General features: G+C 46.0%; 33 protein-coding genes. 3 read left to right on the top strand and 30 right to left on the bottom strand.

Annotated features, from left to right (window positions below):
• Positions 1 to 49: 49 nt before the first annotated feature.
• The 3 genes from hpt to EXIG_RS04800 all read right to left on the bottom strand — a co-directional run bounded on the left by hpt (position 50) and on the right by EXIG_RS04800 (position 1,999).
• Positions 50 to 577 (bottom strand): hypoxanthine phosphoribosyltransferase, encoded by a 528-nt coding sequence (gene hpt / locus EXIG_RS04810; protein ID WP_041261847.1) that lies wholly within the window; start codon positions 575 to 577, stop codon positions 50 to 52.
• Positions 578 to 721: 144 nt separating this feature from the next.
• Positions 722 to 1,144: a transcriptional regulator MntR gene (gene mntR / locus EXIG_RS04805; protein WP_012369798.1), complete on the bottom strand. Its 423-nt coding sequence runs from the start codon at positions 1,142 to 1,144 to the stop codon at positions 722 to 724.
• Between the two features lie 24 nt (positions 1,145 to 1,168).
• Complete coding sequence (locus EXIG_RS04800; RefSeq protein ID WP_012369797.1) at positions 1,169 to 1,999, bottom strand: octanoyltransferase LipM; 831 nt, start codon at positions 1,997 to 1,999, stop codon at positions 1,169 to 1,171.
• Between the two features lie 139 nt (positions 2,000 to 2,138).
• Here EXIG_RS04800 and EXIG_RS04795 point away from each other — a divergent pair, with 139 nt between their 5' ends.
• Positions 2,139 to 2,519, top strand: coding sequence for a rhodanese-like domain-containing protein (locus EXIG_RS04795; RefSeq protein ID WP_012369796.1), 381 nt, complete (start codon positions 2,139 to 2,141; stop codon positions 2,517 to 2,519).
• 61 nt (positions 2,520 to 2,580) lie between these two features.
• Here the strand turns inward: EXIG_RS04795 and gcvPB are convergent, their stop codons facing one another.
• The 13 genes from gcvPB to EXIG_RS04730 form a co-directional block, all read right to left on the bottom strand.
• Entirely contained in the window at positions 2,581 to 4,059 is a 1,479-nt protein-coding gene (gcvPB, locus tag EXIG_RS04790; RefSeq protein WP_012369795.1) for an aminomethyl-transferring glycine dehydrogenase subunit GcvPB, read from the bottom strand.
• On the bottom strand, positions 4,052 to 5,398 hold the full coding sequence (gene gcvPA / locus EXIG_RS04785; protein ID WP_012369794.1) for an aminomethyl-transferring glycine dehydrogenase subunit GcvPA: 1,347 nt from the start codon (positions 5,396 to 5,398) through the stop codon (positions 4,052 to 4,054). Before gcvPA ends, gcvPB begins: the two co-directional genes overlap by 8 nt.
• 14 nt (positions 5,399 to 5,412) lie before the next feature.
• Positions 5,413 to 6,495, bottom strand: a complete 1,083-nt coding sequence (gene gcvT / locus EXIG_RS04780) for a glycine cleavage system aminomethyltransferase GcvT (RefSeq protein ID WP_012369793.1) — start codon at positions 6,493 to 6,495, stop codon at positions 5,413 to 5,415.
• Positions 6,496 to 6,677: 182 nt separating this feature from the next.
• On the bottom strand, positions 6,678 to 6,992 hold the full coding sequence (locus tag EXIG_RS04775) for a hypothetical protein (protein WP_012369792.1): 315 nt from the start codon (positions 6,990 to 6,992) through the stop codon (positions 6,678 to 6,680).
• Positions 6,989 to 7,471 carry a shikimate kinase gene (locus EXIG_RS04770; RefSeq protein ID WP_012369791.1) on the bottom strand — a complete coding sequence of 161 codons (483 nt, stop codon included), beginning with the start codon at positions 7,469 to 7,471 and terminating at the stop codon, positions 6,989 to 6,991. Before EXIG_RS04770 ends, EXIG_RS04775 begins: the two co-directional genes overlap by 4 nt.
• The gene (locus EXIG_RS04765; protein ID WP_234944578.1) at positions 7,464 to 7,700 is read right to left on the bottom strand and encodes a hypothetical protein; all 237 of its coding nucleotides are present in this window, start codon (positions 7,698 to 7,700) and stop codon (positions 7,464 to 7,466) included. The genes EXIG_RS04770 and EXIG_RS04765 overlap by 8 nt, the downstream gene beginning before the upstream one ends.
• A gap of 32 nt (positions 7,701 to 7,732) precedes the next feature.
• The gene (locus tag EXIG_RS04760) at positions 7,733 to 8,065 is read right to left on the bottom strand and encodes a hypothetical protein (RefSeq protein WP_234944577.1); all 333 of its coding nucleotides are present in this window, start codon (positions 8,063 to 8,065) and stop codon (positions 7,733 to 7,735) included.
• 10 nt (positions 8,066 to 8,075) lie between these two features.
• Positions 8,076 to 8,387 carry a PulJ/GspJ family protein gene (locus EXIG_RS04755; RefSeq protein ID WP_012369788.1) on the bottom strand — a complete coding sequence of 104 codons (312 nt, stop codon included), beginning with the start codon at positions 8,385 to 8,387 and terminating at the stop codon, positions 8,076 to 8,078.
• Between the two features lie 5 nt (positions 8,388 to 8,392).
• Positions 8,393 to 8,860 (bottom strand): prepilin-type N-terminal cleavage/methylation domain-containing protein, encoded by a 468-nt coding sequence (locus EXIG_RS04750; protein WP_012369787.1) that lies wholly within the window; start codon positions 8,858 to 8,860, stop codon positions 8,393 to 8,395.
• The gene (locus EXIG_RS15565) at positions 8,823 to 9,140 is read right to left on the bottom strand and encodes a competence type IV pilus major pilin ComGC (protein WP_012369786.1); all 318 of its coding nucleotides are present in this window, start codon (positions 9,138 to 9,140) and stop codon (positions 8,823 to 8,825) included. The genes EXIG_RS04750 and EXIG_RS15565 overlap by 38 nt, the downstream gene beginning before the upstream one ends.
• Before the next feature lie 20 nt (positions 9,141 to 9,160).
• Positions 9,161 to 10,099, bottom strand: coding sequence for a type II secretion system F family protein (locus EXIG_RS04740; protein ID WP_012369785.1), 939 nt, complete (start codon positions 10,097 to 10,099; stop codon positions 9,161 to 9,163).
• Positions 10,100 to 10,116: 17 nt separating this feature from the next.
• Complete coding sequence (locus EXIG_RS04735) at positions 10,117 to 10,959, bottom strand: ATPase, T2SS/T4P/T4SS family (RefSeq protein ID WP_012369784.1); 843 nt, start codon at positions 10,957 to 10,959, stop codon at positions 10,117 to 10,119.
• A gap of 59 nt (positions 10,960 to 11,018) precedes the next feature.
• Positions 11,019 to 11,405 (bottom strand): Spx/MgsR family RNA polymerase-binding regulatory protein, encoded by a 387-nt coding sequence (locus tag EXIG_RS04730; RefSeq protein ID WP_012369783.1) that lies wholly within the window; start codon positions 11,403 to 11,405, stop codon positions 11,019 to 11,021.
• Between the two features lie 225 nt (positions 11,406 to 11,630).
• Here EXIG_RS04730 and EXIG_RS04725 point away from each other — a divergent pair, with 225 nt between their 5' ends.
• A complete protein-coding gene (locus EXIG_RS04725) occupies positions 11,631 to 11,894 on the top strand; it encodes a DUF2626 family protein (RefSeq protein ID WP_012369782.1) in 264 nt (87 codons plus the stop codon).
• A gap of 48 nt (positions 11,895 to 11,942) precedes the next feature.
• Here EXIG_RS04725 and EXIG_RS04720 read toward each other — a convergent pair whose 3' ends face one another.
• Entirely contained in the window at positions 11,943 to 12,560 is a 618-nt protein-coding gene (locus EXIG_RS04720; RefSeq protein WP_012369781.1) for an MBL fold metallo-hydrolase, read from the bottom strand.
• Positions 12,561 to 12,725: 165 nt separating this feature from the next.
• On the opposite strand from EXIG_RS04720, the gene EXIG_RS04715 reads away from it, so the two are divergent.
• Positions 12,726 to 12,905 carry a DUF2759 domain-containing protein gene (locus EXIG_RS04715; RefSeq protein ID WP_012369780.1) on the top strand — a complete coding sequence of 60 codons (180 nt, stop codon included), beginning with the start codon at positions 12,726 to 12,728 and terminating at the stop codon, positions 12,903 to 12,905.
• A 127-nt stretch (positions 12,906 to 13,032) separates the two neighbouring features.
• Here the strand turns inward: EXIG_RS04715 and EXIG_RS04710 are convergent, their stop codons facing one another.
• The 13 genes from EXIG_RS04710 to pstB form a co-directional block, all read right to left on the bottom strand.
• Positions 13,033 to 14,958 (bottom strand): LTA synthase family protein, encoded by a 1,926-nt coding sequence (locus EXIG_RS04710; RefSeq protein WP_012369779.1) that lies wholly within the window; start codon positions 14,956 to 14,958, stop codon positions 13,033 to 13,035.
• A 222-nt stretch (positions 14,959 to 15,180) separates the two neighbouring features.
• The gene (locus EXIG_RS04705) at positions 15,181 to 16,137 is read right to left on the bottom strand and encodes an ROK family glucokinase (RefSeq protein WP_041261510.1); all 957 of its coding nucleotides are present in this window, start codon (positions 16,135 to 16,137) and stop codon (positions 15,181 to 15,183) included.
• A 77-nt stretch (positions 16,138 to 16,214) separates the two neighbouring features.
• Positions 16,215 to 16,412 (bottom strand): YqgQ family protein, encoded by a 198-nt coding sequence (locus EXIG_RS04700; protein ID WP_012369777.1) that lies wholly within the window; start codon positions 16,410 to 16,412, stop codon positions 16,215 to 16,217.
• Entirely contained in the window at positions 16,396 to 17,433 is a 1,038-nt protein-coding gene (locus EXIG_RS04695) for a M42 family metallopeptidase (RefSeq protein ID WP_012369776.1), read from the bottom strand. The genes EXIG_RS04700 and EXIG_RS04695 overlap by 17 nt, the downstream gene beginning before the upstream one ends.
• 178 nt (positions 17,434 to 17,611) lie before the next feature.
• Entirely contained in the window at positions 17,612 to 18,121 is a 510-nt protein-coding gene (locus EXIG_RS04690; protein WP_012369775.1) for a GNAT family N-acetyltransferase, read from the bottom strand.
• 625 nt (positions 18,122 to 18,746) lie between these two features.
• The gene (locus EXIG_RS04685; RefSeq protein ID WP_012369774.1) at positions 18,747 to 19,700 is read right to left on the bottom strand and encodes an L-lactate dehydrogenase; all 954 of its coding nucleotides are present in this window, start codon (positions 19,698 to 19,700) and stop codon (positions 18,747 to 18,749) included.
• Between the two features lie 168 nt (positions 19,701 to 19,868).
• On the bottom strand, positions 19,869 to 20,648 hold the full coding sequence (locus tag EXIG_RS04680) for a DUF92 domain-containing protein (RefSeq protein WP_012369773.1): 780 nt from the start codon (positions 20,646 to 20,648) through the stop codon (positions 19,869 to 19,871).
• The gene (locus EXIG_RS04675) at positions 20,639 to 21,187 is read right to left on the bottom strand and encodes a 5-formyltetrahydrofolate cyclo-ligase (RefSeq protein WP_012369772.1); all 549 of its coding nucleotides are present in this window, start codon (positions 21,185 to 21,187) and stop codon (positions 20,639 to 20,641) included. Before EXIG_RS04675 ends, EXIG_RS04680 begins: the two co-directional genes overlap by 10 nt.
• A gap of 61 nt (positions 21,188 to 21,248) precedes the next feature.
• Complete coding sequence (rpmG, locus tag EXIG_RS04670; protein WP_012369771.1) at positions 21,249 to 21,398, bottom strand: 50S ribosomal protein L33; 150 nt, start codon at positions 21,396 to 21,398, stop codon at positions 21,249 to 21,251.
• 104 nt (positions 21,399 to 21,502) lie between these two features.
• Positions 21,503 to 23,686: a 1,4-alpha-glucan branching protein domain-containing protein gene (locus EXIG_RS04665; protein WP_012369770.1), complete on the bottom strand. Its 2,184-nt coding sequence runs from the start codon at positions 23,684 to 23,686 to the stop codon at positions 21,503 to 21,505.
• Between the two features lie 39 nt (positions 23,687 to 23,725).
• The gene (locus tag EXIG_RS04660) at positions 23,726 to 24,463 is read right to left on the bottom strand and encodes a DUF4912 domain-containing protein (protein ID WP_012369769.1); all 738 of its coding nucleotides are present in this window, start codon (positions 24,461 to 24,463) and stop codon (positions 23,726 to 23,728) included.
• 107 nt (positions 24,464 to 24,570) lie between these two features.
• Positions 24,571 to 25,233: a phosphate signaling complex protein PhoU gene (phoU, locus tag EXIG_RS04655; RefSeq protein ID WP_012369768.1), complete on the bottom strand. Its 663-nt coding sequence runs from the start codon at positions 25,231 to 25,233 to the stop codon at positions 24,571 to 24,573.
• A gap of 17 nt (positions 25,234 to 25,250) precedes the next feature.
• Positions 25,251 to 26,027 carry a phosphate ABC transporter ATP-binding protein PstB gene (pstB, locus tag EXIG_RS04650; protein WP_051524104.1) on the bottom strand — a complete coding sequence of 259 codons (777 nt, stop codon included), beginning with the start codon at positions 26,025 to 26,027 and terminating at the stop codon, positions 25,251 to 25,253.
• Between the last annotated feature and the right edge of the window lie 19 nt (positions 26,028 to 26,046).

Genomic DNA, 26,046 nt, shown 5'->3' with positions numbered 1-26,046 from the left:
ACAAATCAACAGTAGCTGTGCGCCTTCGAGGCACATAGCTACTGTTTTTTTAATCCGTTTCAACCCAACCCACATATGGCAGATTCCGATACTCCTCGGCACAATCAATACCATAACCAACCACAAAATAATCGGGAATCTCAAATCCGACATAATCGGCATCGAGCGGTACTTCTCGTCGTGCCGGCTTGTCGAGTAACGTACAAATTTTCAAGACACCTGGTTTATGCAGCTTCATGTGTTCACACAAGAAACTTAAGGTATGCCCGGTATCGATGATATCCTCGATGACGACGACGTATTTCCCTTCGACATCAAGATCCAAGTCCTTTTTCAACTGGACGCGTCCTGACGAGACGGTTTTGGCCCCGTACGATGAACAGGCAACCGTATCGATTTGGACACTACCTTTGATTTCACGCATTAAATCAGCAGCAAATACCATCGATCCTTTTAACACGACGACTAAAACAATTTGCCGTCCTGCCGCATCACGTTCAATTGCAACGGCAAGTTCTTTTACTTTGGCGGCAAGTTCTGACTCTGATACCAACTTTTCCTTAATCACGATTTCCATAACCGGATGGATCCCCATCCGTCACCCCCTTCGATGATTTCACGGTCAGTATAGCATATTCGATGCCGATTAACCGTACTATAACGATTTTTTATTATATATCGTTCGTCTTTTAAGAATTTCCATACAAAAAAACAAGTACACTTATTCTTCCGGGTGTACTTGCTGGTGTTTTTGAAATTCTTCTTGTAATTCAGGACGTTCGGCAAAAAATTGAATCATCCCGTTGATCTTATCGAGCGCTTCAATACTGATGTGATGTTCGATCCCTTCCACGTCTTTGTAGATCAATGATTCATCTACTCCGACCAGGCGCAGAAAATCTTCCAACAACGCATGCCGTTCGACAAGACGTTTTCCGATTTTCCGTCCTTTTGCCGTCAGCATCAATCCGCGGTACTTTTCGTAGACCAGATACTCTTCCCGGTCTAACTTCTGGACCATCTTCGTGACAGACGACGGATGAACGCCTAACAGCTCTGCAATATCGGACACACGGGCATATCCTTTTTCTTCAATCAACATATAAATCTGTTCTAAATAATCTTCCATACTCGGAGTCGGCACGACATCACCTTCCAATCCATCTCTTTAGCGCTTCCAGTTCCATTCTTCACTACGATACTTCTCTGCTAACCGTTCAATTTCCTGCCATTGGGTGCTGTTGAACTCCAGCGGTCTGAAGGTCAGTTGAAGTGCGTCTTCAAATCCTTTTACAAAGGCAAGGCGGACTTCTTCGAATGAAACGGAGCGTCCCGCCAACTCATTTAAGGCAACCGCTTTTCCGGCAAATCGCGCTTTCATTCGTTCACGCATCGTCTCATCTTCGTAAAGAAAGCAATCAAACAATTCCCCTTCATCCACTGACAGCGGAACGGAACCATGTTGCAACACGACTCCTTGATGCCGGACTTGTGCACTTCCGGCCACTTTTCGTTTCCCGACCGCAAGTTCGTAATACGATGCCGCATCAAAACAGACGGCAGACTTCGGTTTTCGTAATTCTTCTTTTTCTTCTTCTGTCATCGGAACCGAAAATTCAACGGGAATGCCTAAATGATGGTACCCTTTACGGATTCCTTCTGTCAGCATCCGGTAACTTTCAATGACGGTTTTCGGGACCCCTTCCATCTGTTCGGGAAGAATCACACTGTACGTCAATTCATCCGCATGCAGGACGGCCCGGCCGCCGGTCATCCGGCGAACGATCGGAATCCCCAGCGCCTCGATCCGGTTTCGGTCAATATCTTTGGTCGCCCGTTGAAAATGACCGACACTTAACCCTCTTGGTTCCCATGAATAAAAACGAAGTGTCGGTGCCACTTCGCCGCGACCGACAAAACCGATTAAAGCTTCATCAATTGCCATGTTTAATGCCGGTTCCATTCTTTCAGTCGTCAATACTTGCCACTCTCTGATCAAGTGAACACCCCCAGAAACGTTTCCGTATTAGTGTATCAGACCCTTTCTATCCTGCGCAACGACGAGTCGATTGCCGAAATCGATTTCGTTTACTATAATGGTAAAGATGTTATATGAACGAAGGGGTTGGAACTTAGATATGGAAATCAGTACAATCATCACGATCGTATTATGGGTGGCTTTGATCGCTTATATCATATGGCGCTTCATGCCGGTCAAAGGAATTACAAAACTTTCACAAGAAGAATTCCGGGCAAATTACCGGAAAGCACAAATCGTGGATGTCCGCGAGACACAGGAATTCAAAGGCGGACATATCATCGGAGCCCGTAACATACCGGTCAGTCAGATGAAAATGCGTGCTAAAGAATTACGCAAGGACATGCCGATCTATTTGTACTGCCAAGGCAACATGCGTTCGTCGCAAGCGGCCAAAGTCCTGAAAAAAGCAGGTTATACAAATCTGTATCAACTTAAAGGCGGCTTCAAGCAGTGGACTGGAAAAGTTAAACGCAGCTGATTCCTCTTATTTCATAACAAAAACCATCCCCGTCAACTGAGACGCGGGATGGTTTTTTGGTTTAAACGTGTACTTCTTGTTTCGGCTGATAACGTAAAATCGGCTTGCGGGCCGCTAATGTCTCATCCATTCGTTTAACGACCGTCGTATGCGGTGCGTTCAAGACGACGTCCGGTGTTTCTTCCACTTCTTTTGCGATCTGGAGCATCGCATCACAGAAGTCATCAAGCGTCTCTTTCGATTCGGTTTCCGTCGGTTCGATCATGATACACTCTTCGACATTCAACGGGAAGTAAATCGTCGGTGGATGATATCCGAAGTCAAGCAGACGTTTTGCGATATCGAGTGTCCGTACCCCAAGTGCTTTTTGACGACGGCCCGACAGGACAAATTCGTGTTTGCAATAGACGTCATAAGGGGCATCATATGCGCCTTTCAGACGTGCCAACATATAATTGGCATTCAAGACGGCTTCTTTTGAAACGCGGGCAAGTCCTGCGCCTCCCATTGTCCGGATATAACTGTAGGCCCGAACGTTGATACCGAAGTTTCCGTAGAACGGTTTGACACGTCCGATTGATTCCGGACGGTCGTAATCGAGTACAAAACCTTCTGCTGTCTTGGCAACAATCGGTTTTGGCAGATACGGAATCAAATCTTTTTTGACACCGACCGGACCTGAACCCGGACCGCCGCCGCCGTGAGGGCCCGTAAACGTCTTATGGAGATTCAAGTGGACGACATCAAAGCCCATGTCTCCCGGACGTGCAATTCCCATGATTGCATTTGAATTCGCGCCGTCATAGTACAGTTTTCCTCCGGCTTCATGGACCGCTTTCGCAATCTCAACGATATCCGACTCAAACAGACCGAGCGTATTCGGGTTCGTCAGCATCAATGCGGCCGTATCTTCCCCGACTTTACTCTTTAGGTCAGCTAGGTCAACTAATCCGCGCTCGTCAGATAAGACGGTCACCGTATCAAAACCAGCGACAGAAGCCGATGCCGGATTTGTTCCGTGGGCGGAGTCCGGGACGAGAACTTTCGTCCGTTTAAAATCACCCCGGGCATGGTGATAAGCTTTGATCAACATTAATCCCGTCCACTCACCATGCGCTCCCGCTGCCGGTTGCAACGTCACTTCGTCCATACCGGTAATGACCGCAAGTTTTTCTTGTAAATCGTACATCAGTCCGAGAGCCCCTTGAACGCTCTCAACCGGTTGCAACGGGTGGATATGGGCGAATCCAGGGAGACGTGCCATATCTTCATTGATTTTCGGATTGTATTTCATCGTACATGAACCAAGCGGATAGAAACCGGAATCGACCCCGTGATTTCGGTTCGAAAGCGCTGTATAGTGACGGACAAGATCGAGTTCGGACACTTCCGGCAACTCGACGTCTTCCTGGCGCAGCAAATGGGCAGGCAGTAATTCTTCCGCCGCTACTTCATCAACCGTCGGAAGCGGTAAACTGTAGGCGACACGACCGGCTTTTGAGATTTCAAAAATCAATGTCTGTTCACTAGTTTTATGCATGAGTCAGTCCTCCTAACGCAGTCACGAATTGATCCAATTCTTCTTTTGTCCGTAGTTCAGTCGCACAAACGAGCATTTGGTTGCTCCGGCTTTCGTCGAACGTACCAAGCGGCAGTCCACCGATGATCCCGGCTTGCAACAACTGTTTGCCGGCTTCTGTCGCATCAATTGGCAATTCCACCACAAATTCATTGAAGCTCGGACCGTCGTCCACGATGTGGAAGCCTGCTTGAATCAATGATTTTTTCAAGGCGTAGGCCGTCTGGAGGTTGCGGGTTGCCAGTTCACGGATTCCGCGTTTTCCCAGTGCACTCATTGCAATTGATGCAGCCAAAGCGTTTAAGGCCTGGTTCGAACAGATATTCGAAGTCGCTTTATCACGACGTATGTGTTGCTCACGTGCTTGTAACGTCAGGACGAACCCGCGTTTTCCGTCCTCATCGACTGTCTGACCGACAAGACGTCCCGGAATTTTTCGCATCAAGGCTTTTGTCGTCGTGAAGTATCCACATGTCGGTCCACCGAAGCTCTGCGGAATACCGAATGGTTGGCAGTCCCCGATCGTAATGTCGGCGCCGAGCTTACCAGGCGCCTCTAACAAACCGAGCGCAAGCGGATTGGCCGAGACAATGAATAGACCGCCTTTCGCATGTGTCGCGTCCGCCAGTGCCTGTAAGTCTTCGACACGTCCATAGAAGTTCGGATACTGTACGATGACGCAGGCGACATCCTCCAGTGCATCCAGGTTCGCAATCGCCGTTTCCCCATTCACGAGCGGCAGCGTCTCCACTTCAAGCCCGGGACCGTTTGCATATGTCCGTACGACATCGTGTGCTTCCGGATGGACACCATCCGAGAGAACGATTGTTTTTTTCTTCTTGTGGGCACAGGCAAGCATCGCCGCTTCAGCCAGTGCGGTGATCCCGTCATACATGGAAGAGTTCGCGACATCCATTCCTGTCAGTTCACAGATCATCGTTTGGTACTCGAAGATTGCCTGCAGCTCCCCTTGCGAAATTTCAGGCTGATACGGCGTGTACGCCGTGTAGAACTCAGACCGGAGTAACATATGGTTGACGACAGCCGGTGCATAGTGGTCATAAATGCCGGCACCGAGGAACGACGGGTACTGTTTCGTATTCATGTTTTGATCGGCAAGTTTCGAGAGCGTTCGAATCAAGTCAGTTTCCGGTAACGGAATGCCCACTTCTTCCAACGTCCCTTGGTCGCGTACACTTGCCGGAATATCGGCAAGCAGGTCTTCTATCGAGTCTGCACCAATCGTCTGTAACATTTCTTTTTCATCTTCTTGCGTCATCGGTAAATAACGAAAATCCATCTTTTATGTCCCCCTTATTTGCTCCGGCGATAGAATGGCGTATCAATTCGTTTTGCTGCCAGTTTTTTTCCGCGTACTTCGATTTCAAATGTTTCCTCGGTCGCATATTCCGTCGGCACAAGTGCTAACGCAATGGCTTTACCAATTGTCGGTGGTAATGTACCCGTCGTAACGAATCCGATAGTTTCCCCATTTACCAAAACAGGAGCATCTTGACGAGCGATCCCTTTATCCGTCAGTTCAAGACCAATCAATTGACGACGCGGTCCGTCTTCTTTCTGTTTCACCAAGACTTCCGATCCGACAAACGACTTCACTTGCGGTTTAACGGCAAATCCCATCCCTGCTTCAATCGGTGAAATCGTCGCTGATAACTCGTGTCCGTATAACGGCAGGCAGGCTTCAAATCGTAACGTATCCCGGGCACCCAGCCCACACGGTACGACATCCGCTTCCAATAACGCATTCCAGACCGCTGATGCGTCTGCTGACGGCATATACAATTCGAAGCCGTCTTCCCCTGTATAACCGCTGCGTGATACAAGCATCTCGACTCCAGCCAATTCTCCTTGCGCAAAGCGGAAAAATTTGATGTCTTCCAGCTTGAGTGCCGTCAGTTCCTGCAACACTTCAACAGCTTTTGGACCTTGAACGGCAATTTGACCGTAGGCATCCGATTGATTTTCAAGCAACACGTCCCCCGTCAGATACTGACGTAAGTGTGCTTCATCTTTCTCGATGTTGGATGCATTGACGACGAGCAGGTAATCCTGTTCGTCCAAACGATATACCAACAAATCGTCTACTGTCCCGCCGTCTTCTTGACATAAGACGTTGTATTGAGCCTGTCCGATCGCAATCTTCGAGATATCATTCGACAGCGTCTGTTGCAAAAACGCTAACGCATCTGATCCGGAAACAAATAACTCGCCCATATGGGATACATCAAACATCCCGACACGTTCCCGCACCGCTGTATGCTCTTCCTTGATGGATGAAAACAGAACTGGCATTTCAAACCCTGCAAAATCGACCATTTTCCCCGTTGGTGCAATGATGTCGAACAATGGCGTTCTCTTCAATGTCGTCTGACTCATACTTTTCCCCCTAATTACGAACATTTTCAATTCCTTTTCTCTTTATTGTTCAACTTTCAATTACATTCTACCAATTTCGAATCTTTTATTCTAGGTTTATTCGGAAATTGAACAAAAGGAAAGAGAGAAAGGACAAAGTCCCTTCTCTCCTATTGTTTCATATTCAGCCGATGAAAGCCATTTCAAAATGGTTTGAGTCCGGCAGTATGTTCAACTTCTGTTTTAAGACGTTGCCCTTCAGCAATGAGTTGACGTCCTCCTTGCTCGACACGCTTCCCTTCCGCGACCAAATGATCAATGTTTCCTTTAATTTGATCGATCCGGCTTGTCGTATGATCAATGCCCGTCTGCAACGTTTGTTGACGAATTGAAAAACGTTCCAGCAGTTGTTTGAGCACTGCCACATCTTTTGAAATTTTCTTCTTGTATAAGCTTAACCCGAAAATCACCAGACCGATGATGGCTAAGACGATAATTCCAAGATTGATCCAAATCATACATTCTCCTCCAGTATCGATTCAATTTCTTTTGCCAGTTCGCGGACGGTTTTTGTTCCGTCCAAGCGGATATTGGCCAACCGTGCGTAAACGGGACGCCGTCTCCGAAATAACTTTTCGACTGTCATCCGTGATTTGACAAGTGGACGGGATGGATCTGTCCTGATCCGATTCCAGACCAGATGGAACGGCGTATCAATCCAGATGATGAGTCCCGATTCTTGCATGAGCGTCCGATTTTCCAAACGCTCGATAATTCCGCCTCCCGTGATGACAATCTCTGCTTCGCTGTTCCGTAACAATTCGACTTCCCGATCCCGAAATCCTGTTTCGCCGTATTTTGCGAAGAAATCCGTAATCGAACCGTATTCCTGGACGAAGCGTTCATCCAGTTCCTCGACATCGTAACGTGTCTGAAGGTGACGTCCAATCGCTGTTTTACCAGTTCCCATAAAACCAATCAAATAAACCTTATCCATTCGAAACGACCGCCTCGATTCTCTGTCCGTTATCTAGTATCGCTTCCATTTTAAAGCCTTTATCTGTCCGTGTACAGATAACCCGGCCAATCGGATACCGAACGGTTTCATCTTGACGGCAGTCGTCCGTCGCGGCTCGTACCAGCGACTCGAGTTGTAACGCCTCTTTCTCCAGTTGAATCTGCTTGACCGCTTCATCCATCTGATGACAGCCTAACAAGATGGCCACACCTATCCCGAGCAGGAGTAACAAGGTTTGAATCAGGATGAACCCGTGTTCTTGCACTGAACGGTTCGTTGACGCTGATTGAGCTCGAAAATCAGCGTCCGTCCTTCCTGCCGGACCTGATAATGCGTTACATCGTGGGCATAAGTCAGTTCGCCTCCAAATTCTTTTTTTAATCGGATTTGATTTTGGACACGGACGAGCCGCCACTTGATCGGCTCCTCTTCCGGATCGACGTCCACGCCGTGAACCTCATCCCCCTGCTTCTCACAAGAAGTACTTCGCCACATCAGCCGTTCAATCGTATGAAAAAATAACTCTTCATCCATCCGTTGTTCCTGATGTGCGGTACTGACGATTTGTGTCATAGCAATCAGACTAATCAATAAGAGCGGGCTCAGCCAAAGGACCAACGAAATTTCGAGGAGTGTCGTTCCGGATTGAGCTCGCCAAACAGAGCCCCTCACTACACCACATCCCTTCCCGGATATCGTATCCCGTTCTTTTTTCTGCAATTTGATCGGATGCCATTTGATCGAGCCGCCGCGTTTCGACCAGCAATTGATTTTTCTGCTTTTGAACAGACAACACAGGATCGATTGCGAGTATCAGGAAAAACGCGATGGCAACCATTGACAAGACGACTTCAAGGAGTGTGAATCCCTGTTGCTGAACACTTATATTTTTCACGGTTTTCACCTCAATTTTTGAATCAGCATCTGATAGTTGCCGAGTAAAAATTTGATTTCAAATGCTTGTGTCGTCGATTGACAGACCCAGGTCGAGGCATACGTCGAATGATAACTTTTAAAATAAATGATCCGTCCGTTTGAAGGTACGACACAGGAATGCCCCGGTTGAAACGTCCGTTGCCATAACAGCCGGTCATTCGCCATGACCAAATAACCTTTCCCGTCATTTTTCCAACGAAGCTGCATCTGATTCTGGTCACTCGTTTTAGAATACTGAATCAGTCGAAGTGTTTGGATATCCTGCTCGAGTATTCCAATGTCCTGTTCCAACGTATACAAGGCCGGCCGCCGCTCAATGACGGTCGGCAACAGTAACACTAACAGGCATCCGATCATTACGAGGACAACCGTCATCTCAATTAATGTAAATCCGTCATTTGACTTTCGTAAGTTCCCCAGTCTTCGCATCATACGTATAGGTCTCCTGATCGCAAGCAAGCTCGTTCGGTTTTTCCGCCGTTCCTCGATTGATGGTTTGCAGTGATTCTGGATATTTTTTCTCCTTGGCATAGTAAAGATTTACTTCGGAACGGATGACACGGATGTTTGCTTCGCAACTGACTCCTTTCGCCTGATCTTTCCCGCTCGTCATCGTCGGAATCAATACGAGTAAAAGCAAAGAAATGATCAGCAGGACAGCTGCCATTTCGAGCAATGTAAACCCTCGTTGATTTTGAATAAACCGTTTCATTTAATCGACTCCTCGTCTCTTTAAAATGGAAGTTGCTGAATCGCGAGTTGGATCGGATAATACAGAATCAAGAATAGTGTGCCTGTCATCACGGTTAATCCTCCGTACAATGCCGGTTCAATCAGCAACAGTTTCTTTTCGACTTCTTCCTCAATCGATTCATGTAACAATGCTGCCTGTTCCAGTAATAAAGGGCCTAAATCACCACTTTCCCGTGCAATATGAACCAATCCGACAGTTTCAACATCAATGATGTTTTCATCCTGCATCGCTTCCGATAATGGTTGACCGCTTTTTTGACGGTGATGCAACATCTGGTACATCTGTTTCTTTTTACCGGTTTGCCCTTGTTCCAAGGCATGAAAAGCTTCTTCCAATGAAAATCCGGCATCGATGAAGGAGCCGACCTCGATTGTAAACAGATAGCTGTAATACAAACGAAGCATTTTTTGAATCATCTTCATCCGCAACAGTCGTTTTATCGGTATACGGCGGATCAGAAGAATCAGTCCGACCATCGTTGTCAGCGGAGCAAATGCCATGACGTATTTGGCGGAAGGATGAATGAGGGGACGGACGAACGGAGGTAAGGTAGCCGGATTCGACATCTCGAGCAGGGAAGGAAATACGTAGAGGGCATAAAACATGAATAGCAACAGCAGACTGACAGCCAAGACAATTGGATAACGGGCCATCTTCCAAAACTTCTTTTTCATCTGACTTTCAAGCTCAAGTAATCGGATGACTTGTCGTAAAATCATCAGCGGACGTTCCGTTTGATCTCCTACTCTAAGTAATTGTTGTAACGCGGTCGGCAGGTTTAACGGTTCGAGGGCAAACGAAAGCCGGTTGCCCTGTTGTAATCGTTCTTGAATCTCACGAATGACCGGAATAAGCAAAGGGTCTTCAAAACGAATCAGTATATCGAGTGCCTCTTTTGTTGAGATTCCTTTTGACAAGAGGCGATGGAATCGATTTAAGAACCGACCTTTGCTAGCGCTTGTAAGTTTTCGACGGTACAGCGCACGTTCCCCTCCTCCCGATATAGATGAATGATTTTTTTGCATACTGATAATTCTTCTTTCGTTATACCTAATGTCCTTAATCGCAGCATCGCCTCAGCAATCGATCCTGCATGTAGCGTAAACAACACGACATGACCGCTCAGTGCCGCATTGATGGTCAATCGTGCCGCTTCCGCCGTTCTCACCTCACCAAAAGCAATCCAGTCCGGATCAGCCCGGAGAATTTCTTCAAAGCACCGGGTCGCATCAAAACCAGCCTTCGCATTTAACTCCAGCTGTAAAATTCCCGGTACGCTGCATTCGATCGGATCTTCGACCGAAATAATCCGTTTCCCTTCCATCGAGGCCATCAACGAGTAAAGCATCGTCGTTTTCCCCGCTCCTGTCGTGCCCGAAATGATAATGCATCCATGTGTTTGTTGTTTCATCCAGATTAAATCGTCTTCAGGATCAAGCAAACCGGCCGCAACTTTGTCAGACACGACCGCCCGGTAAAATCGCCAGGACATGGCATCACCATATCGGCTCGGTAAGATGGAAACACGCATCCCGTTCTCTTCCAGAGGATAAAGACCGCTTTGAGGAATTCGTTCATTCTGTTCCTTTAGGTTGGCTTCATAGCGAACGTGACTGACGATCGACCGGTACTGGTCAATCGGTATCGAGGATTGTTCGTTTAACCCGCCATTCGCCCGACAGATGACTTGTGCCGTTTGGTCACCTGGAATAAAATGCACATCGGTCGCTCCAACCGTTTCAAATTGGTGAATCAATTGACTGATCTGTTCTCTCAACCCAACACCTCCTTAATCAAAAAATACAAAAAAAAAGAAGCCGAAACAAATCGGCTTCTTTAAGATACTTGGGCAATAATTCGGTTTTTACGTTTCGCAAGTGTCTCGAGTCCTGGTTTATCGTATCCGATTACAAGTTGTTTACCGTCAGTAATGATTGGACGGCGTAACAATTTTGGATTGTCACTCATCAAACGAAGTAGTTCGCTTAATTTCATGTCATCGACATCAATTCCCAAATCTTTAAATGCTTGGCTGCGTGTCGCCAGTAAACTTTCGATTCCATCTGTTGAAAGTTTAAGCAATTCCATCAACTCATCTACTGTTGGAGCATTTCTGAACAGATGACGTTCCTCTACATCAACATGTTCCTCTTTTAACCATGATTTCGTTTTACGACAAGATGTACAGCTTGGATACGTGAAAAATATCAACTCATTCGCCATTATTGCTCCTCCTCTCAAAATCTACGCTTTTCATTACAGAAACTATACCACGCATTCTTCCTTTTGTACACCTTTTGTACAACTATTGTACAAGTTTTTTTCAAACTTCATCTTTTGTTCACAGTTATTCCTTAACAAACACTAGAACATGATGGACGGATGATTGTTTGCTTGGTAAAATAAGTACGTATATTGACTATCTGTCGGATTTAGGGGGTTATATGAATGGGGAGAATGTACCGCGTACTCGGATTTTGGACTGGCATCATTGCAGTCATGGCATTTATCGGCGCTCTAGGTGGAGATGCCAGCTCAAGTGAACATACGGATTCATTTTTAGTTATGGGCTTCGTCTTCTTGGCACAAACAGTATTTTTTGCAGCATTAGGCTATCTTCGCCTAACTGAAAAAACGTATGTCTACATTTTTGCAGCGTACTTAACAGTATTCTTTATCGTCTTCACGTATTGGTCCAACTTCCAAATGTGAACAAAAATCCCTCGCCTTCGAATGAAGACGAGGGATTTTTTCATTTCTTCAGAAAAAAGGATTGTGCTTGATTTCCTGACGTAACGTCGTTTCCGGTCCATGTCCCGGATAAAATGTTGTATCGTGCGGTATTTCTGCAATGACACGATCGATGGACCGCATCAGTACGTCTTGATCGCCGCCTTCCAGGTCCGTTCGACCGACACTTCGTTTAAAAATCAGATCCCCTGCAAATGCAACCTGCTCTTTTTTAAAATAAAACGTCACACTGCCCGGTGAGTGTCCCGGTGTTTCCAAAACATGAAACTGAAACGGACCAATTTCCAAAGAACCGCTTACCAACAATTGTTCTGCCGGCTTCACCTTTAATGGCGGCATGTTGAACTTAATCGATCCATTCAGATTCGGATTCGACAACCATTTCGTTTCATTTGGATGAATGTATGCCGGAGCCGACGTAAAACGCCGCAACATATCGACACCGCCAATATGATCGAAGTGGGCATGTGTTAAAAGAATGGCTTCGACCTTAGCATCGCGTTTTTCAATTTCATCAAAAAAACGCATATCTTCCGTTCCCGGATCAATCACTAAACATTTTCCTTCTTTAAAAAGAAGATAGCCGTTTTCCGAAGCCATACCTGAAGTAATACTTACGATTTCCATCTCATCAAACTCCTTTGTTGATATTCTTCTCTACTATACACGAAATTGTCGAAAGTTCGTCGTCCCCCCTCTCGACTTTATTCGCTCAGTCGGCTAAACTAAAAAGTGAGATTTAAGTGAAATCTTCGTGAACTTCATAACGTGATTTTTAAGGGGGAATACGTCATGCATTTGGATCAACCAATCGGTTGGCTTTTCTTTATCGTTGCACTCGTCGGCGTGTGGGCCGTCTTGCGTTCACTTAAGAAACGTCAAATGTTTCCACTCGTATTTGCTGGACTGACTGTTATCTTATTCGGTTGGTTTGGTATTGCGACATTGATTTTCGGCGGAATTCCGTCATAATCATGGTTTACACAAAAAAGGTCAGCATTCCAAATCGGAGTGCTGACCTTTTTTGTAGCCTGACAGTGTGGAAGTAATACCTCAAAAAAAAGACGGGAACGATTACACATCGTCCCCGTCTTTTAAATTATTTAGAAGTTTGAAGGAAACGTAACAGATCACCATAGATGACTTTATCCGATAAACCGAGTTCTTTCTCAGACTGTTTGACGGACTCTTTACAGATAGCGCCGTCTTTCTCGTCTGTGACTTCTTCACCGGTCTTACGGTCATAACATGTCTCTTGCGTGTAGACTGTCTTATCCGTTACGACAGAACCGTCCCGGAACAACGCATAATCTTTATGTTCTTTCGAGAACAGATCCGTTCCGAACAATACTTCATCTTTGAAATCGTAACCGAGCAGATTTAACAACGTCGGCTTGATATCAATTTGACTTGCGACCTCATCGTGTTTGACACCTTTGTCTTGTCCAGGTAAGTGGATCAAGAACGGTACACGTTGTAATTGAGCAACATCATACGGTGTTAACTCGTCTTTTTTCAACAATTCCGCCATCGCAGCATTGTGATTCGTCGAGATTCCGTAATGATCACCGTATACCATGAAAATCGTATCATCCCAAGTGCCGTCTTTCTTTAATCCTTCGATGAACTTACCGAGCGCCATGTCTTGATAAGCGAGTGCTTGAACATAATGATTTAATGTCGTCGAACTCGTTTCAAGCGGCGGTACGAGTTCATCTTCCGGTTTGGGCATTTCAAACGGATAATGGTTCGTCAACGTGATGAACTTCGAGTAGAACGGGCGCGGAAGATCTTTCAGCATCGGTAACGATTGCTCAAAGAACTTATCGTCCAGTAAGCCCCACTCTGTTAAATCTTCCGGATTACCTAAATCGTAATCTGTTTCCGAGAAGAAACGGTCCACTCCGAAACTGTTGTAAACAATATCACGGTTCCAGAATGACTTGTTGTTTGCATGGAAAACAGCTGAATAATAACCGTCTTCTTTTAACATCTCAGGTGTGGCGCGGAATTCATTTTCTCCATTTGTAAAGAATGCGGATCCACGACCGAGTGGATAAATCGAGTTTTCCAAGATAAACTCGGCGTCCGATGTTTTTCCTTGTCCAGTATTGTGATAGAAATTATCCCAATAGTGCGAGTCTTTGATCAGTTTATTAAGGTTAGGTGTGACTTCCTGCCCATTCGGTGCTTTTAAGCCGACAGCAAACGATTGAGCTGACTCAAATGAAATCACGATGACGTTTTTCCCTTTATACTTCCCAAACATCGCCGGGTTCGGTTCAGCGTACTTAGAATCTACAAACCCTTGCACTTCAGAGAGCTCCGAGCTGTCCGCCATTGCTTTTTGTGCTGACGTTTTTGACTGGATCAACGCATCGTACATATGGAAGTTAAACGTCCCGATATTTTTAACGAGAAGCTCGCGGTCAAACGCACGTGTCAATAGTTCCGGCCGTTCTGTTTCAGCAAGTGCCAGGTTCCCAAGGAAAACGGCTGTTGCTGCGACGAAAGCGAGAATCGCACGTCCGCGTGATGCAATATTTTTCGACATATCCATTTTTCGAAGGAAGAATGGAAGAATCAACAAGTCACCGACAATCAGCAAATCTGCCCATGACAATAATGAAGTTAGTGAAGCGGATACTGTCTCTGCGTTCGATGTCTGGAACAGAACCGGTAATGTCAAATAGTCATTGAAGAAACGGAAGAAAATGATATCCGCATACAGAACAAGTGTCGCAACGACAAGAGTTCCGTAGATGAACCATTTTTGAACGTTTCCGCGGAAGAAGAAACTGAATCCAAACATAAACAGTGCCGAACTGATTGGATTGATCAGTAAGATGAATGCCTGGGCCGAATTGGTGACCGGCACATTAAAAAAGAGCGTATACGCCAAATATGTTTTTAACCAAATCAGAAGTGTCGCAATCCAAAAGAGCTTGTGCTCCTTATACGTACTGCGTACACCTTGACCCAGCTTTAGCCGCATACGCGACCAGATGCTTGAGTCTTGCTGCATAAAAACCTGCCTCCTAATATACGTGTGTCCTTTTTGATTGAACTTTTACACGTCTTACATGTCTTAATCTATTTATACCCGTATCACGTGAAAATTTTACGCTTACTTTTACAAAAATGCAACCGGAATCCGGTCGATACTTTACATTCACATACTTTTATTACGTTTGTAAATAAAAAAAAGATTCAAAATATCGAATCTTTTTTTTAAAACATTTACTTATTATTTTTTCAGAAACATTTGTTTCGCCAACCAAGCACAGCCGATGACACCTGCGTCATTACCCAGTTCAGCGATTTTGAAGGTCGTTGATCCGAAGACCCGCGGCAAAGCAAATCGCTTAAATGTCTCTTGTAATGGAGCCATCAGCGCCTCGCCTGCTTTTGAAACGCCGCCGCCAATGACGATGATTTCAGGATTAAAGCTGTTGGCTAAATTCGAAATGGCGAGTCCAAGGTGGAACGTTACTTCTTCCACGACCTCGTTCGCTACCGTATCCCCTTGCGAATACGCTTCAAACACATCTTTTGCCGTAACCGCTTTGATGTCGTTCAAAGAAGTGACCTGTCCTTTTCGTTTTTCAAGACCAAGCCGGGCGACACCTGTTGCGGAAGCAATCGTTTCCAAACACCCTTTACGACCGCAACCACACATGACACCACCTTCCGGCAACATTGTGATATGACCGATTTCACCGGCCATACCGACTGTACCGTGAACGATTTGACCGTTTGTGATCAATCCGCCTCCGACCCCGGTTCCGAGTGTAACGGCAAGCAGTTCTGTCGCTCCGCTTCCGGCCCCTTTCCACATCTCACCGATTGCTGCTGCGTTCGCGTCATTCTCGATCACTGCCGGTAATCCGGTTAAACGCTCGAATTCTCCGACGAGTTCGAAATTGTTCCAACCGATATTGACCGCTTTTTCGACGACACCCGTGTTAAAGTCGATGAATCCCGGTGCCCCGATTCCGGCTCCAACAAAATCTTCAACGCGTTTATTGCTTTGCTGGCATTTTTCAAAGAAAGAATGGGCGATGTCTCCCGGAATTTGTTCCCCATCATTTAAGATAACCGTTTCGATTTCCCATTTTTCCACGATAATTCCTTGTAAGTCTAAAATCGCCATCTTGACCGTCGTTCCGCCGATATCTACACCCAGTAACCACTTCATCGTCATAACTCCCTTATGATAAAAGATTCTTCCCTTTTATTTTAGCTGATTCATTCACCTGTGCAAAGGGTTGCACAATATTTTCATGATTTTCTCGATTGTTGCAACTCGTATGCCAAAATCACTTTTGCAGAATCATATTGTTTTTTCTCCAGTACACCCGCCTGCTCCAGCTCATCGAGTTCCAGCATCATCATCGCAATGTCCGATTCCCGGTCACCGAGATAAACGATTGTCCCGTATGATTTGAGCAATTGCTGGACGTCATAAAGTGTTTTCATCGTTCATCGGCTCCTTTACAAATGCGTCCAGTAAATCGTAGGTCGCTTGAAGTGACGTTTCATGTGTCCGCTCATAAGAATGACTCGATTCAATTCCAGGACCGAGTAAACCGTGTCGGACATCATGTCCGGCATGAACCGCTGCTGAAGCATCCGAGCTGTAATACGGATAGATATCCACTTTGTACGGAATCGAATGCTGTTGCGCTAAACGTGTGAACTGGTGACGTAAGGCAAGATCGTACGGACCTGAACCATCTTTTGCACAAATCGAAACCGTGTACTCATCCGAATGTTGTCCTTCTCCGAGTGCTCCCATATCGACTGCGATATATTCGGCGACATCTTCAGAAAAACCGGCATTACCTCCAAATCCAACTTCTTCATAGTTCGAAATCAGAATATGGACAGGATGTGGCAGCGTCAGGGTTTTCCATTTTTTGACGAGCTCCAGTAATAAAGCGACGGACGCTTTGTCATCAAGATGACGTGATTTGACGAATCCTGTCTCCGTATGGACGAATCGCGGATCGAACGTCACGATATCCCCTACTTCAATTCCGGAAACCCGCGTTTCTTCTGCCGTCGTCGAACGGATGTCAAGACGGACCTCGATATTCGTCGCGCTCCGCTCTTCCGTATTTGTCACACGTGACGTGTGGACGCTTGAATGATGGAACACGATCGTTCCGGAAACCGTCTGTCCGTCCATCTTGTGAACTAAACAGTTTTCCCCCTCAATTGCTGTCCAGGCATAGCCGCCGAGCTGCGAAAGACTGAGGCGCCCGGTCGGTAAGATTTCTTTTACCATTGCTCCTAGCGTATCGACATGCGCCGTTAACAGCCGGATTCGCGCCGACTCGCCCGGCAACATCGCAAGCAATGCCCCTTTTTCTAATTTTTTATATGAAATACCTTCTTCTTTGAACCGGTTTTCTACATATGTAAGTGCGTGAGCGGTGAATCCGGTCGGACTAGGAATCTCCACTAAGTCACGAATCGTCTGAACAACTGCCTGCATCTGTTCCACTCCTTTTCAAATGTTTTTTCCCTCTCTATGATACCAAAAGATGGAACAGGCGGATACTGATTCACCGCTTCAGCCGTCTGCCCTGTCAATAAAAAAAGTCGTAGAGTCAATGTAAATTGACTCTACGACTTTTCATACGTCTACGCATAGACGACAATCCGTCTTTCCATCAGACGTATTTCTTCATCCAAATATCATCCCGGTACGTCCCATCTTCCAATTTAACGGAATCCGGATCTTCCGCGTATACTTCGAATCCAAGTGATTCATACAGACTTTGCGCTGCCTCGTTACCGGAAAGTACCGCCAAAATGACTTGTTCGACATCAGGAAGTTGTTTTGCTTCTTCAATCAAAGCTTCCATCAAAGCACGACCCGTTCCGCCACGATAATCCGGTGAAACATATACGCCGGAAATCATCGCTTTATGCGACTCCCGTGATAATTCGAACGATTTGACCTGTCCGAACCCGAATAATTTTTCACCGTCAAATATTCCGAGCCATATTTCATCAGAATCCGGACCGCCTTCCAGTCCTTCTTGAACATCCTGAATCGGTGTTTGTTGTTCATCATCAAACGAATGACCAAACGCATCTGGATGATTTTTTAATCCTTCCAGTCGAAGACTCCAATACTGTTCTGCATCTTCTTTCGTTAACTTCCGAAATGTATACATGACTGTCTTTCTCCCCTTTATCAGAATTAGTCGAGAATACTCTCACCTCTAATTGTCTCAGGCGAAGCCCAGCGTAGGTGGGAGATGAATCGCCTTCGGGCAAGGCGTGTCTTACGACACGTCAATTGCCCGACACGTTCTCGGTTTGAAAACACTTAAAACCAGGAATAAATAATATGTCGTGTTCTTTAAAAACTGAAGGTATAAGGTTGTGACAGGAAGTTCGTCTGTCACGTAAAATCTTCAACGTTCACCTTGCGGATGACTGAAGTAGCGAAAACCAAGCAGAGTAGGCGTCCGCACAAAAGAAACTGGCAAGATTAAGATCCAACCGTCGGGACGACGGGGTTAGCCTGATAAATTTCCGACCAATAGGTTGGATAACTCAGGAATCCTTCACCTCTTAGCATAGCGTAGATGGAGATAGTTCAAGCGTTTTTACTATTGAATGCGATGCCATCAAAAACTCTTCTATCCTTTACATAACCTTTTTCTAGTAAAATAAAACCTAGTTTAATCGAGATTCTTCCATACAAAAAGATCAGTCCTTTTTGTATGGCTAAAATGGACTGATCTTTTCATTTCAGGCAGATCGAAAGCAACGGATGGAGCATTTGCCTTCCACTCAGCGAAGGACAGGTTCCATCGTTTGCCGTAACACTTCTGCTGAGTGATGGAATTTTTTCAATTCTTCTTCCGTTAAAGAAACTTCAATGATTTCCCGGACCCCTTGCCGGTTGATGATTGCCGGGACGCCGATATGAATCCCGGAAATTCCATACTGACCGTCGACGTGCGCACCGACCGTCAAAAGACAGTTCTCATTTCCAAGAATCGCCCGGACGATTCGAACGAGTCCAAGTCCGATTGCATAATACGTCGCACCTTTTCGTTCGATGATATGATAGGCTGCATCGCGGACATTGATATAAATCTGATCAAGATCCGCTTGCGAGTATCGGTCATCTTCCGCTAACAATTCATCAATCGTTTTACCATAGATCCGGGAGTTGCTCCAGGCTGCAAATTCGGTGTCCCCGTGCTCACCGAGAATATACGCATGGGCATTACGGGAATCGATGTGGAAGTATTCACCGAGCATTTGGCGTAAACGTGCCGTATCCAGAACCGTTCCTGAGCCAAAGACACGGGATTTCGGAAGACCGGAATATTTCCAAGCTAAGTGGGACATGATGTCAACCGGATTAGAGGCAACAACGATGATGCCATCAAAACCGGACTCCATGATTTGACGCACCATTTCTTTCATGATTAACGCATTTTTAGCAACAAGATCGAGTCGGGTTTCACCCGGTTTTTGTGGCGCGCCTGCTGTGATGACGATCACTTCCGCTTCTTTGCAGTCTGAATAATCCCCTGCCCAGATCCGCATCGGAGAAGAGCTGAATGGTGTTCCGTGATTTAAATCCATCGCTTCGCCTTCCGCTTTGGCTTTATTTACGTCGATGATAACCAATTCTTCACACAATCCTGCCGTTGACATCTGATAAGCAAAGCTTGAACCGACAGCCCCCGCCCCAATTAACGCTACACGTGTCACTTTCGCATGTAATTCCATCCTTTATATCCACCTTTCTGATAGGTAATTTAAAAGTTTGTTAACTACCTCACAATTAGATTGTAACATCTTTCACAAAGTTTAGGAATTAATGAAATCGTTCACATCTTGTCTAAATTGTGTCAATAATATCCTAACATAAGGAAAAATGACATCTTCCATTTCAACTTACCACATTCGATGCCCTATAAAACCAATCATTCCGGCTAACGTACTCGATAAAAAGTTGACGGCGTCATTCCCGAGCCATTTCCACCCTTTTAAATAAAGGGTCGGTTGGTTGTGGTGCCGGCGTTTCTCCGTTTCTTTCGAACAGACGACACACCGGAATTTCCGCTGGACCGTCCCCCCGAATACGGTATCAAGCAGACTACCTATGATGCCGCCTGCTGCGATCAATAGCCACGTCCCCGTTGGTAAATCAAACAACAGGTCTCCCGCTGTCGCAATAAATAGGGCGCCGACGATCGTTGCCGATGTCCCAAGAAACGAAACGGCACCGCTCGTCCCGGCCGGTACACGCCGTCCCGTAAACAGGAAAGGATCTTTTTTTGATAACGGACCGATTTCAGAAGCCCATGTGTCCGCATTGGATGCTGCAAGGACAACCAAAAATAAGACGAGAAACGACGTGTGTTCTGTCCAACTGAATCCTATGGAAGCTAATGCTGCGATGCCTCCATTTGCAAGAACCTGCCAGCCGTCACGCGGTCCATCTTTTTCGACAATTTGATCCACTGATTGTTTTCTTCGTTTCCCGAGTTTCGATAACAAACTGGAACTGCCAAAAAAGAGCATTAACATGACAAGTCCGGGGTATCCGAAACCAGCAAGGACAAGCGAACCGACGACCACCGTAAAGAGACTGCCGCTGACGGTCAATAGACGAAACCGGTAACCGATATATCCGAGCAGCAAACAAAATACGACACCGTATATTACCGACATACGATGACCTTAGACTCGGTTACGATTTTTTGGACCGGTTGATCAAACGGTTCCACCTCAAAATCAGAAACGAGCTGACAGTCAAACGTAACCGCTACCGTATGCCCCGGGTAGTCAGTTAATGCCCGGTCATAAAAACCGCCGCCCCATCCGATGCGGTATCCTGCACGTGTGAAAGCCCGTCCAGGAACAAGACAAAGATCGACTGAACGCAAAGATTGCTCGTTCGCCTGGTCATCCGGTTCACGAATACCCATCTTCGTTTCAATTAACGGACTGTTCGGTACGTATTCAAAAAATTTCATTTCCTGTTGTATGACTTTCGGAATGACTACCTGTTTTCCGAGTTGCCAGGCTTTTAAAATAATCGGATCCGTCGCACATTCATTACGAAACGACAGTGTGACAGCAATCGATTGAGCATTTTTCCACTCCGGTAATTCAAATAACTGATCATAAATCTGCTGTTGCTTTTGTTCCCGGTTTTCCAACCGGTTTAACTGATCGGTGATCCATCGCCGGATTTCCTGCTTTTCCATTCTGCCAATCCCCCTTATTCAACAAAAAAGCCATCACACAAGGTGACGGCTTCCATCTCAATTATTTTACTTCACGGTGAAGTGTGTGCTTACGGAGACGTGGGTTGTATTTCTTCAACTCAAGACGCTCTGGGTTGTTACGCTTGTTCTTCTTAGTGATATAAGTACGGTCACCAGTTTCAGTGCAAGCCAAAGTAATTTTAACGCGCATGGGATTCCCTCCTATCTAGCTCTCGATGTATCAAGTATTTTTGCTTTACATAAGGTTAAGCATACTCAAGTATCGTACCAAGAAAGGAAGTGAATTGCAACTGTTCATCCGTTCTTTTTTGGATTCATTATATGCTGGTATGGATTTTCAAGGTCCACCTGGAATGTACGCAGTTCTTTTGCGACATGATAATCCTGTTCGATCCCGTTTCTCGCTTCTTCTCGTTCGAGATAAATGACGTCCGAATGACGTAATGCTTCGCCTTCCAGTCGTTTGATTGCTACGACCAGTCCGCCTGTTCCTGACGGAGAACGTTCGCTTTCCAAGTCATACACGTTGCTTACAAGTGGCAATCCGTTCATTTCCGCAAACGATTGGGCTGCTGAAGCCGTCTCCATATTAAAGTTATGGACAAGACGGAACTCGACGATTTTATTCAACGCCTGCGCTTGACGCAAGACTGCCAAATTTAAGCCGGCCAATTGATTATACGTCTGAACAAGCGGTAGACCATTAACTTCGACAGAATAGACATGGATACCATCCTCATGTCGATAGCCCGTCGCGCCTGATGTGATGACGTACACATTTTCACCGGATGCAGCTAATCGTTTTGCGTATTCTGCAACCGGACGATTCGGATCATCATATTGAGTGGTCACAAGTAAAACGGCCTCACTGTTCCATGATGCTTCCCGTTGAACCGCCACGTAGTAATCGTGCGGCGTCAAGAAGACATCCGGTTCAATGTCTGTATCGGCGAGGAACGGGTATTCTGCATACCGTTCTTCCAACCAATCCAGTGTCAGCTCTTGTGCATCAAGGCGGCGTTCCGTCTCTTCAAAACGTTTGATGTGTTCACGGAAGCGGTTCGCTGCATACTGTGCTGTCGTCTGTCCGTCAAGAATAAACGGCCAGTCACTCGAAACGGCAAGCAGATACTCCCGAATCAATTGGCGTTTGGCTTTCACCGTCAGCTCATCTTGATGACGATTACGGGCAACGACACCTGCCAACCGTTTTTCAAGTTGATGCAGGTGACGGATCATCCAATCATTCCGCTCATTGATCCAGACGTCGGCATAACCTTTACGTCCCCATGTTCCCATGGCAATGTGAACCGTTTCAATATCCTGGAAGTGACGTTCTAAGAACATCGCCGGAGAAATCGACTCGATGCCGTAGTCTTCGAATCGTTCCATCGTTTTTCCGAGGAAGTCCGGCCCCTCGAACCACCAATGTCCGAATAACTCGGCATCGAATGGTGCCGTGACGAGGAACGGCGGGAAATCTTGTCCGCTCTGCTCATCTAAATGGTTCGCAAGTGCTTCCGCAAAATCGTTCGCATGGACATCCGTCCGTTTCCAGGCCCAATCACGGACATAATATTCTTTTTGGTCCGACTCGCCCGTTACCCGGTGAAGTTTTAAGCCCGTGTCGTAACGGAGTCCTTCCGGATGCATGAATTCAGCAATTTGATCCCATTCCCGGTCATAGGCGAGATCACGATAAAACTCACGGTAATCCGGGTGTCCCGGATAACCGATGACTGAACTCCAGATCCGGCCCGAGATGATTTGATCACGCGGGAATAAAGCGACACCATGCGGCGAATAAACCGGTGCTCCGATACCGTGTTTCGGCGTAGGATCGGCATTCAGGATCGAATGTTCGTCAACGAACGTGTAACGGATACCTTCTTCGTACATGATTTTATCAAGACCCGGCGTATATGCACATTCCGGCATCCATAGACCGGTCGGACGATAACCGTAATGGCGTTCAAAACAGTTTAACCCTGTCTGAATTTCAGAACGTGCCGCTTGTTCCGACAGCATGTGCGGACTGAATCCGTGTGTCGCGGTACAAGTCATCAATTCGAGATAACCTTGTTTCTTGTAATGGCGGAAAGCATGGTTTAAGTTACGCCCCCAGTGCTCGAACGTCACTTTTAAATCATGATAGCGTTCTTTGTAAAAGAGTAAGGCATCACGTTCCTCGTTCACCAACTCGCGTTGTAACTCCTGTTCAATCAATCGTAACGTATCGTCCAGATGCTCCACATAACGATCTTGAATGAGCGAGTCTGCCAACATCTCGATAACTGGTGGAGAGATACTGATCGTCCAGCCAAGCGGACGCTCCAAGCGGTCAATTTCCCATAGTAATGGAATATATGTTTCTGAAATGGCTTCGTACATCCATCTCTCTTCTAGACGATGGGCTTCCTGATGTCGGATGTATGGTAAATGGGCATGTAAAACAAGTGAAAAATAACCTTTGCGCATGTCTGTTCTTCCTCTCCTTCTGCTGTCTATCTATTTTCTTCAGCGAATCCGATCAAAATAGGAGTATGGACGTAATACTTCCACCCATTCCGGCTGCTCGACTTCTCCATACTGCCAGCGCGCGACGACTTCTGAAAAACGTCCGTCTACGACAGGCTCGTCACGTGGTGTCTCGACCGGTTTTGACCGGAGAACAGGAAGAAAATCACCGTCGATTGTTTGAATGCCCCATTCGATGATGTATGTAGTATTTGGCATCAACGGACGGACAAACCATGTATTCGTCATTTCCGGCAGTTCAAATTGATAAGAACGGTTGACTTCACCTTTTTCATAATCCCGCAACGTCACATCAATGATGCGCATTTCTTTCCGGAACGAGTCGAATGATGCATGGTAATGTGTCTCAAGCATCTTTCGGGACAATTCAGACAATTCCCAGTAGACATAGACCGCTGTCGGAGATTGGACGATTGCATGGATGATGTCATCTTCATAATGAGTCGCCATTCCAAACGCATCCCGCTCTAATGAAGGGACAGCTGTTAATGCAGGTACGATTTCATTTTGTTTCGGAGCACTCACGGTTACGCCTGCCTTCTTCTTTTTAGGTTTAGCGACCGGACTCGACTCTGTTGAAACTGCTTTATTTTCCGTTAATGACTTCCGGTATTTACTCCAGGCATATTTGACCTTACCTTCTGTCGATTCGATCTTTTCCGCAATTTGTTTGATTGTTAGTCCTTGTTCTTTTAATTTTATGATTTTTTCAAGCATTACCTATCACCTCTTTCTCTTTATTCACTTCTTTCTTATTCTACAAACTTGTTTCAAAATCCTTTACAAAAAAAGTAGGCCGAGGATTTCCCTCCAGCCTACTGTACTTAGCTATTTAAATCATAGTGCTTTCCTTTTGCCATGTAAATCAAATGCTCGCCGACGTTCGTTAAATGGTCACCCATCCGTTCGATGTACCGGCAAATATTCGTAAATTGCATGATTTCATCAACGACAACCGGTTGCAGGGACATATGCCGCATATATTGCCGCAATGCTTTGTACGTCGTGTCATCAATGATGTTATCGAGATCGGACAGGGCTTTTGCTTTTTCGATGTCACCGTCACGGTAGGCGACAATCGCGGTTTCCGTCATGTCGAGTAACGTTTCAAACGCTTCTTTTAATAACGAGATGTCAATGACGTAAGGGAACGTCTCGACACGCAAGACGGCTTTAGAAATGTTACCCGCGTAATCCGCGATCCGCTCCAAGTCGCTCGCGATTTTCATTGCTGTGACCAACCGTCGTAAATCGGTGGCGACCGGCTGTTGTTTCGCAATCAGTAAAATTGCATCATCGTTGATCTCCAGTTCGAGTGCATCGAGTTCATTATCATTTTCGATGACTTTAAGCGCAATCTCACGATCATATTTTTCGAGGGCTTCTGCCGTCGTTGCGATCTGTTGCATTGTCTTTCGGGCCAATAAAAATACTTTTTGATCAAGTACTGCCAGGTTTTCTCCAAAAATCGTCCGGTTCGCTGCCATTGAAAAGTTCCTCCTTGTTATCCGAATCGTCCTGAAATATAGTCTTCCGTCCGTTTGTCACTCGGATTTGAGAAAATACGATCCGTTTGGTCAAATTCAACGACTTCACCGTTCAAGAAGAATGCTGTTTTATCCGAGACACGTGCTGCTTGTTGCATGTTATGCGTCACAATGATGATCGAATAATCTTTTTTCAATTCCTGTACCAATTCTTCGACTTTCAACGTTGAGATCGGATCAAGTGCAGATGTCGGCTCATCCATCAAGATGACATCGGGTTCGATTGCCAGGCAACGGGCGATACAGAGACGTTGTTGTTGTCCGCCTGACAGTCCATAGGCGTTTTCGTTCAAGCGGTCTTTGACCTCATCCCAAATCGCTGCCCCGCGTAAACTGCGTTCAACAATCTCATCCAGGATTTTTTTATTTTTGACACCGTGGACACGCGGTCCGTATGCGATGTTGTCATAAATCGATTTTGGGAACGGGTTTGGTTGCTGGAAGACCATTCCGACCGATGTCCGCAATTCTTCGACTTCGTAATCCTTATCAAAGATATTACGGCCGTGGTATTCGATGACACCGTTCGTCCGTACGATCGGAACGAGTTCGACCATTCGGTTCAACGTTTTGATGAACGTCGATTTCCCGCATCCTGACGGTCCGATGATGGCCGTCACTTCATTTTGTTTAATGTCCAGATTAACATCTTTCAAAGCATGATCATCACCGTACCATAGGTTCAAATCATTGACACGGTATACACTTTGTCGCGCAGCTACTGGTTGATTCATTGTTTTTGCCCCTTCTTTG

The sequence above is a fragment of the Exiguobacterium artemiae 255-15 genome (genome assembly GCF_000019905.1).
GTDB classification, from domain to species: domain Bacteria; phylum Bacillota; class Bacilli; order Exiguobacteriales; family Exiguobacteriaceae; genus Exiguobacterium_A; species Exiguobacterium_A artemiae.
This window is presented reverse-complemented; position numbering and strand designations above follow the sequence as displayed.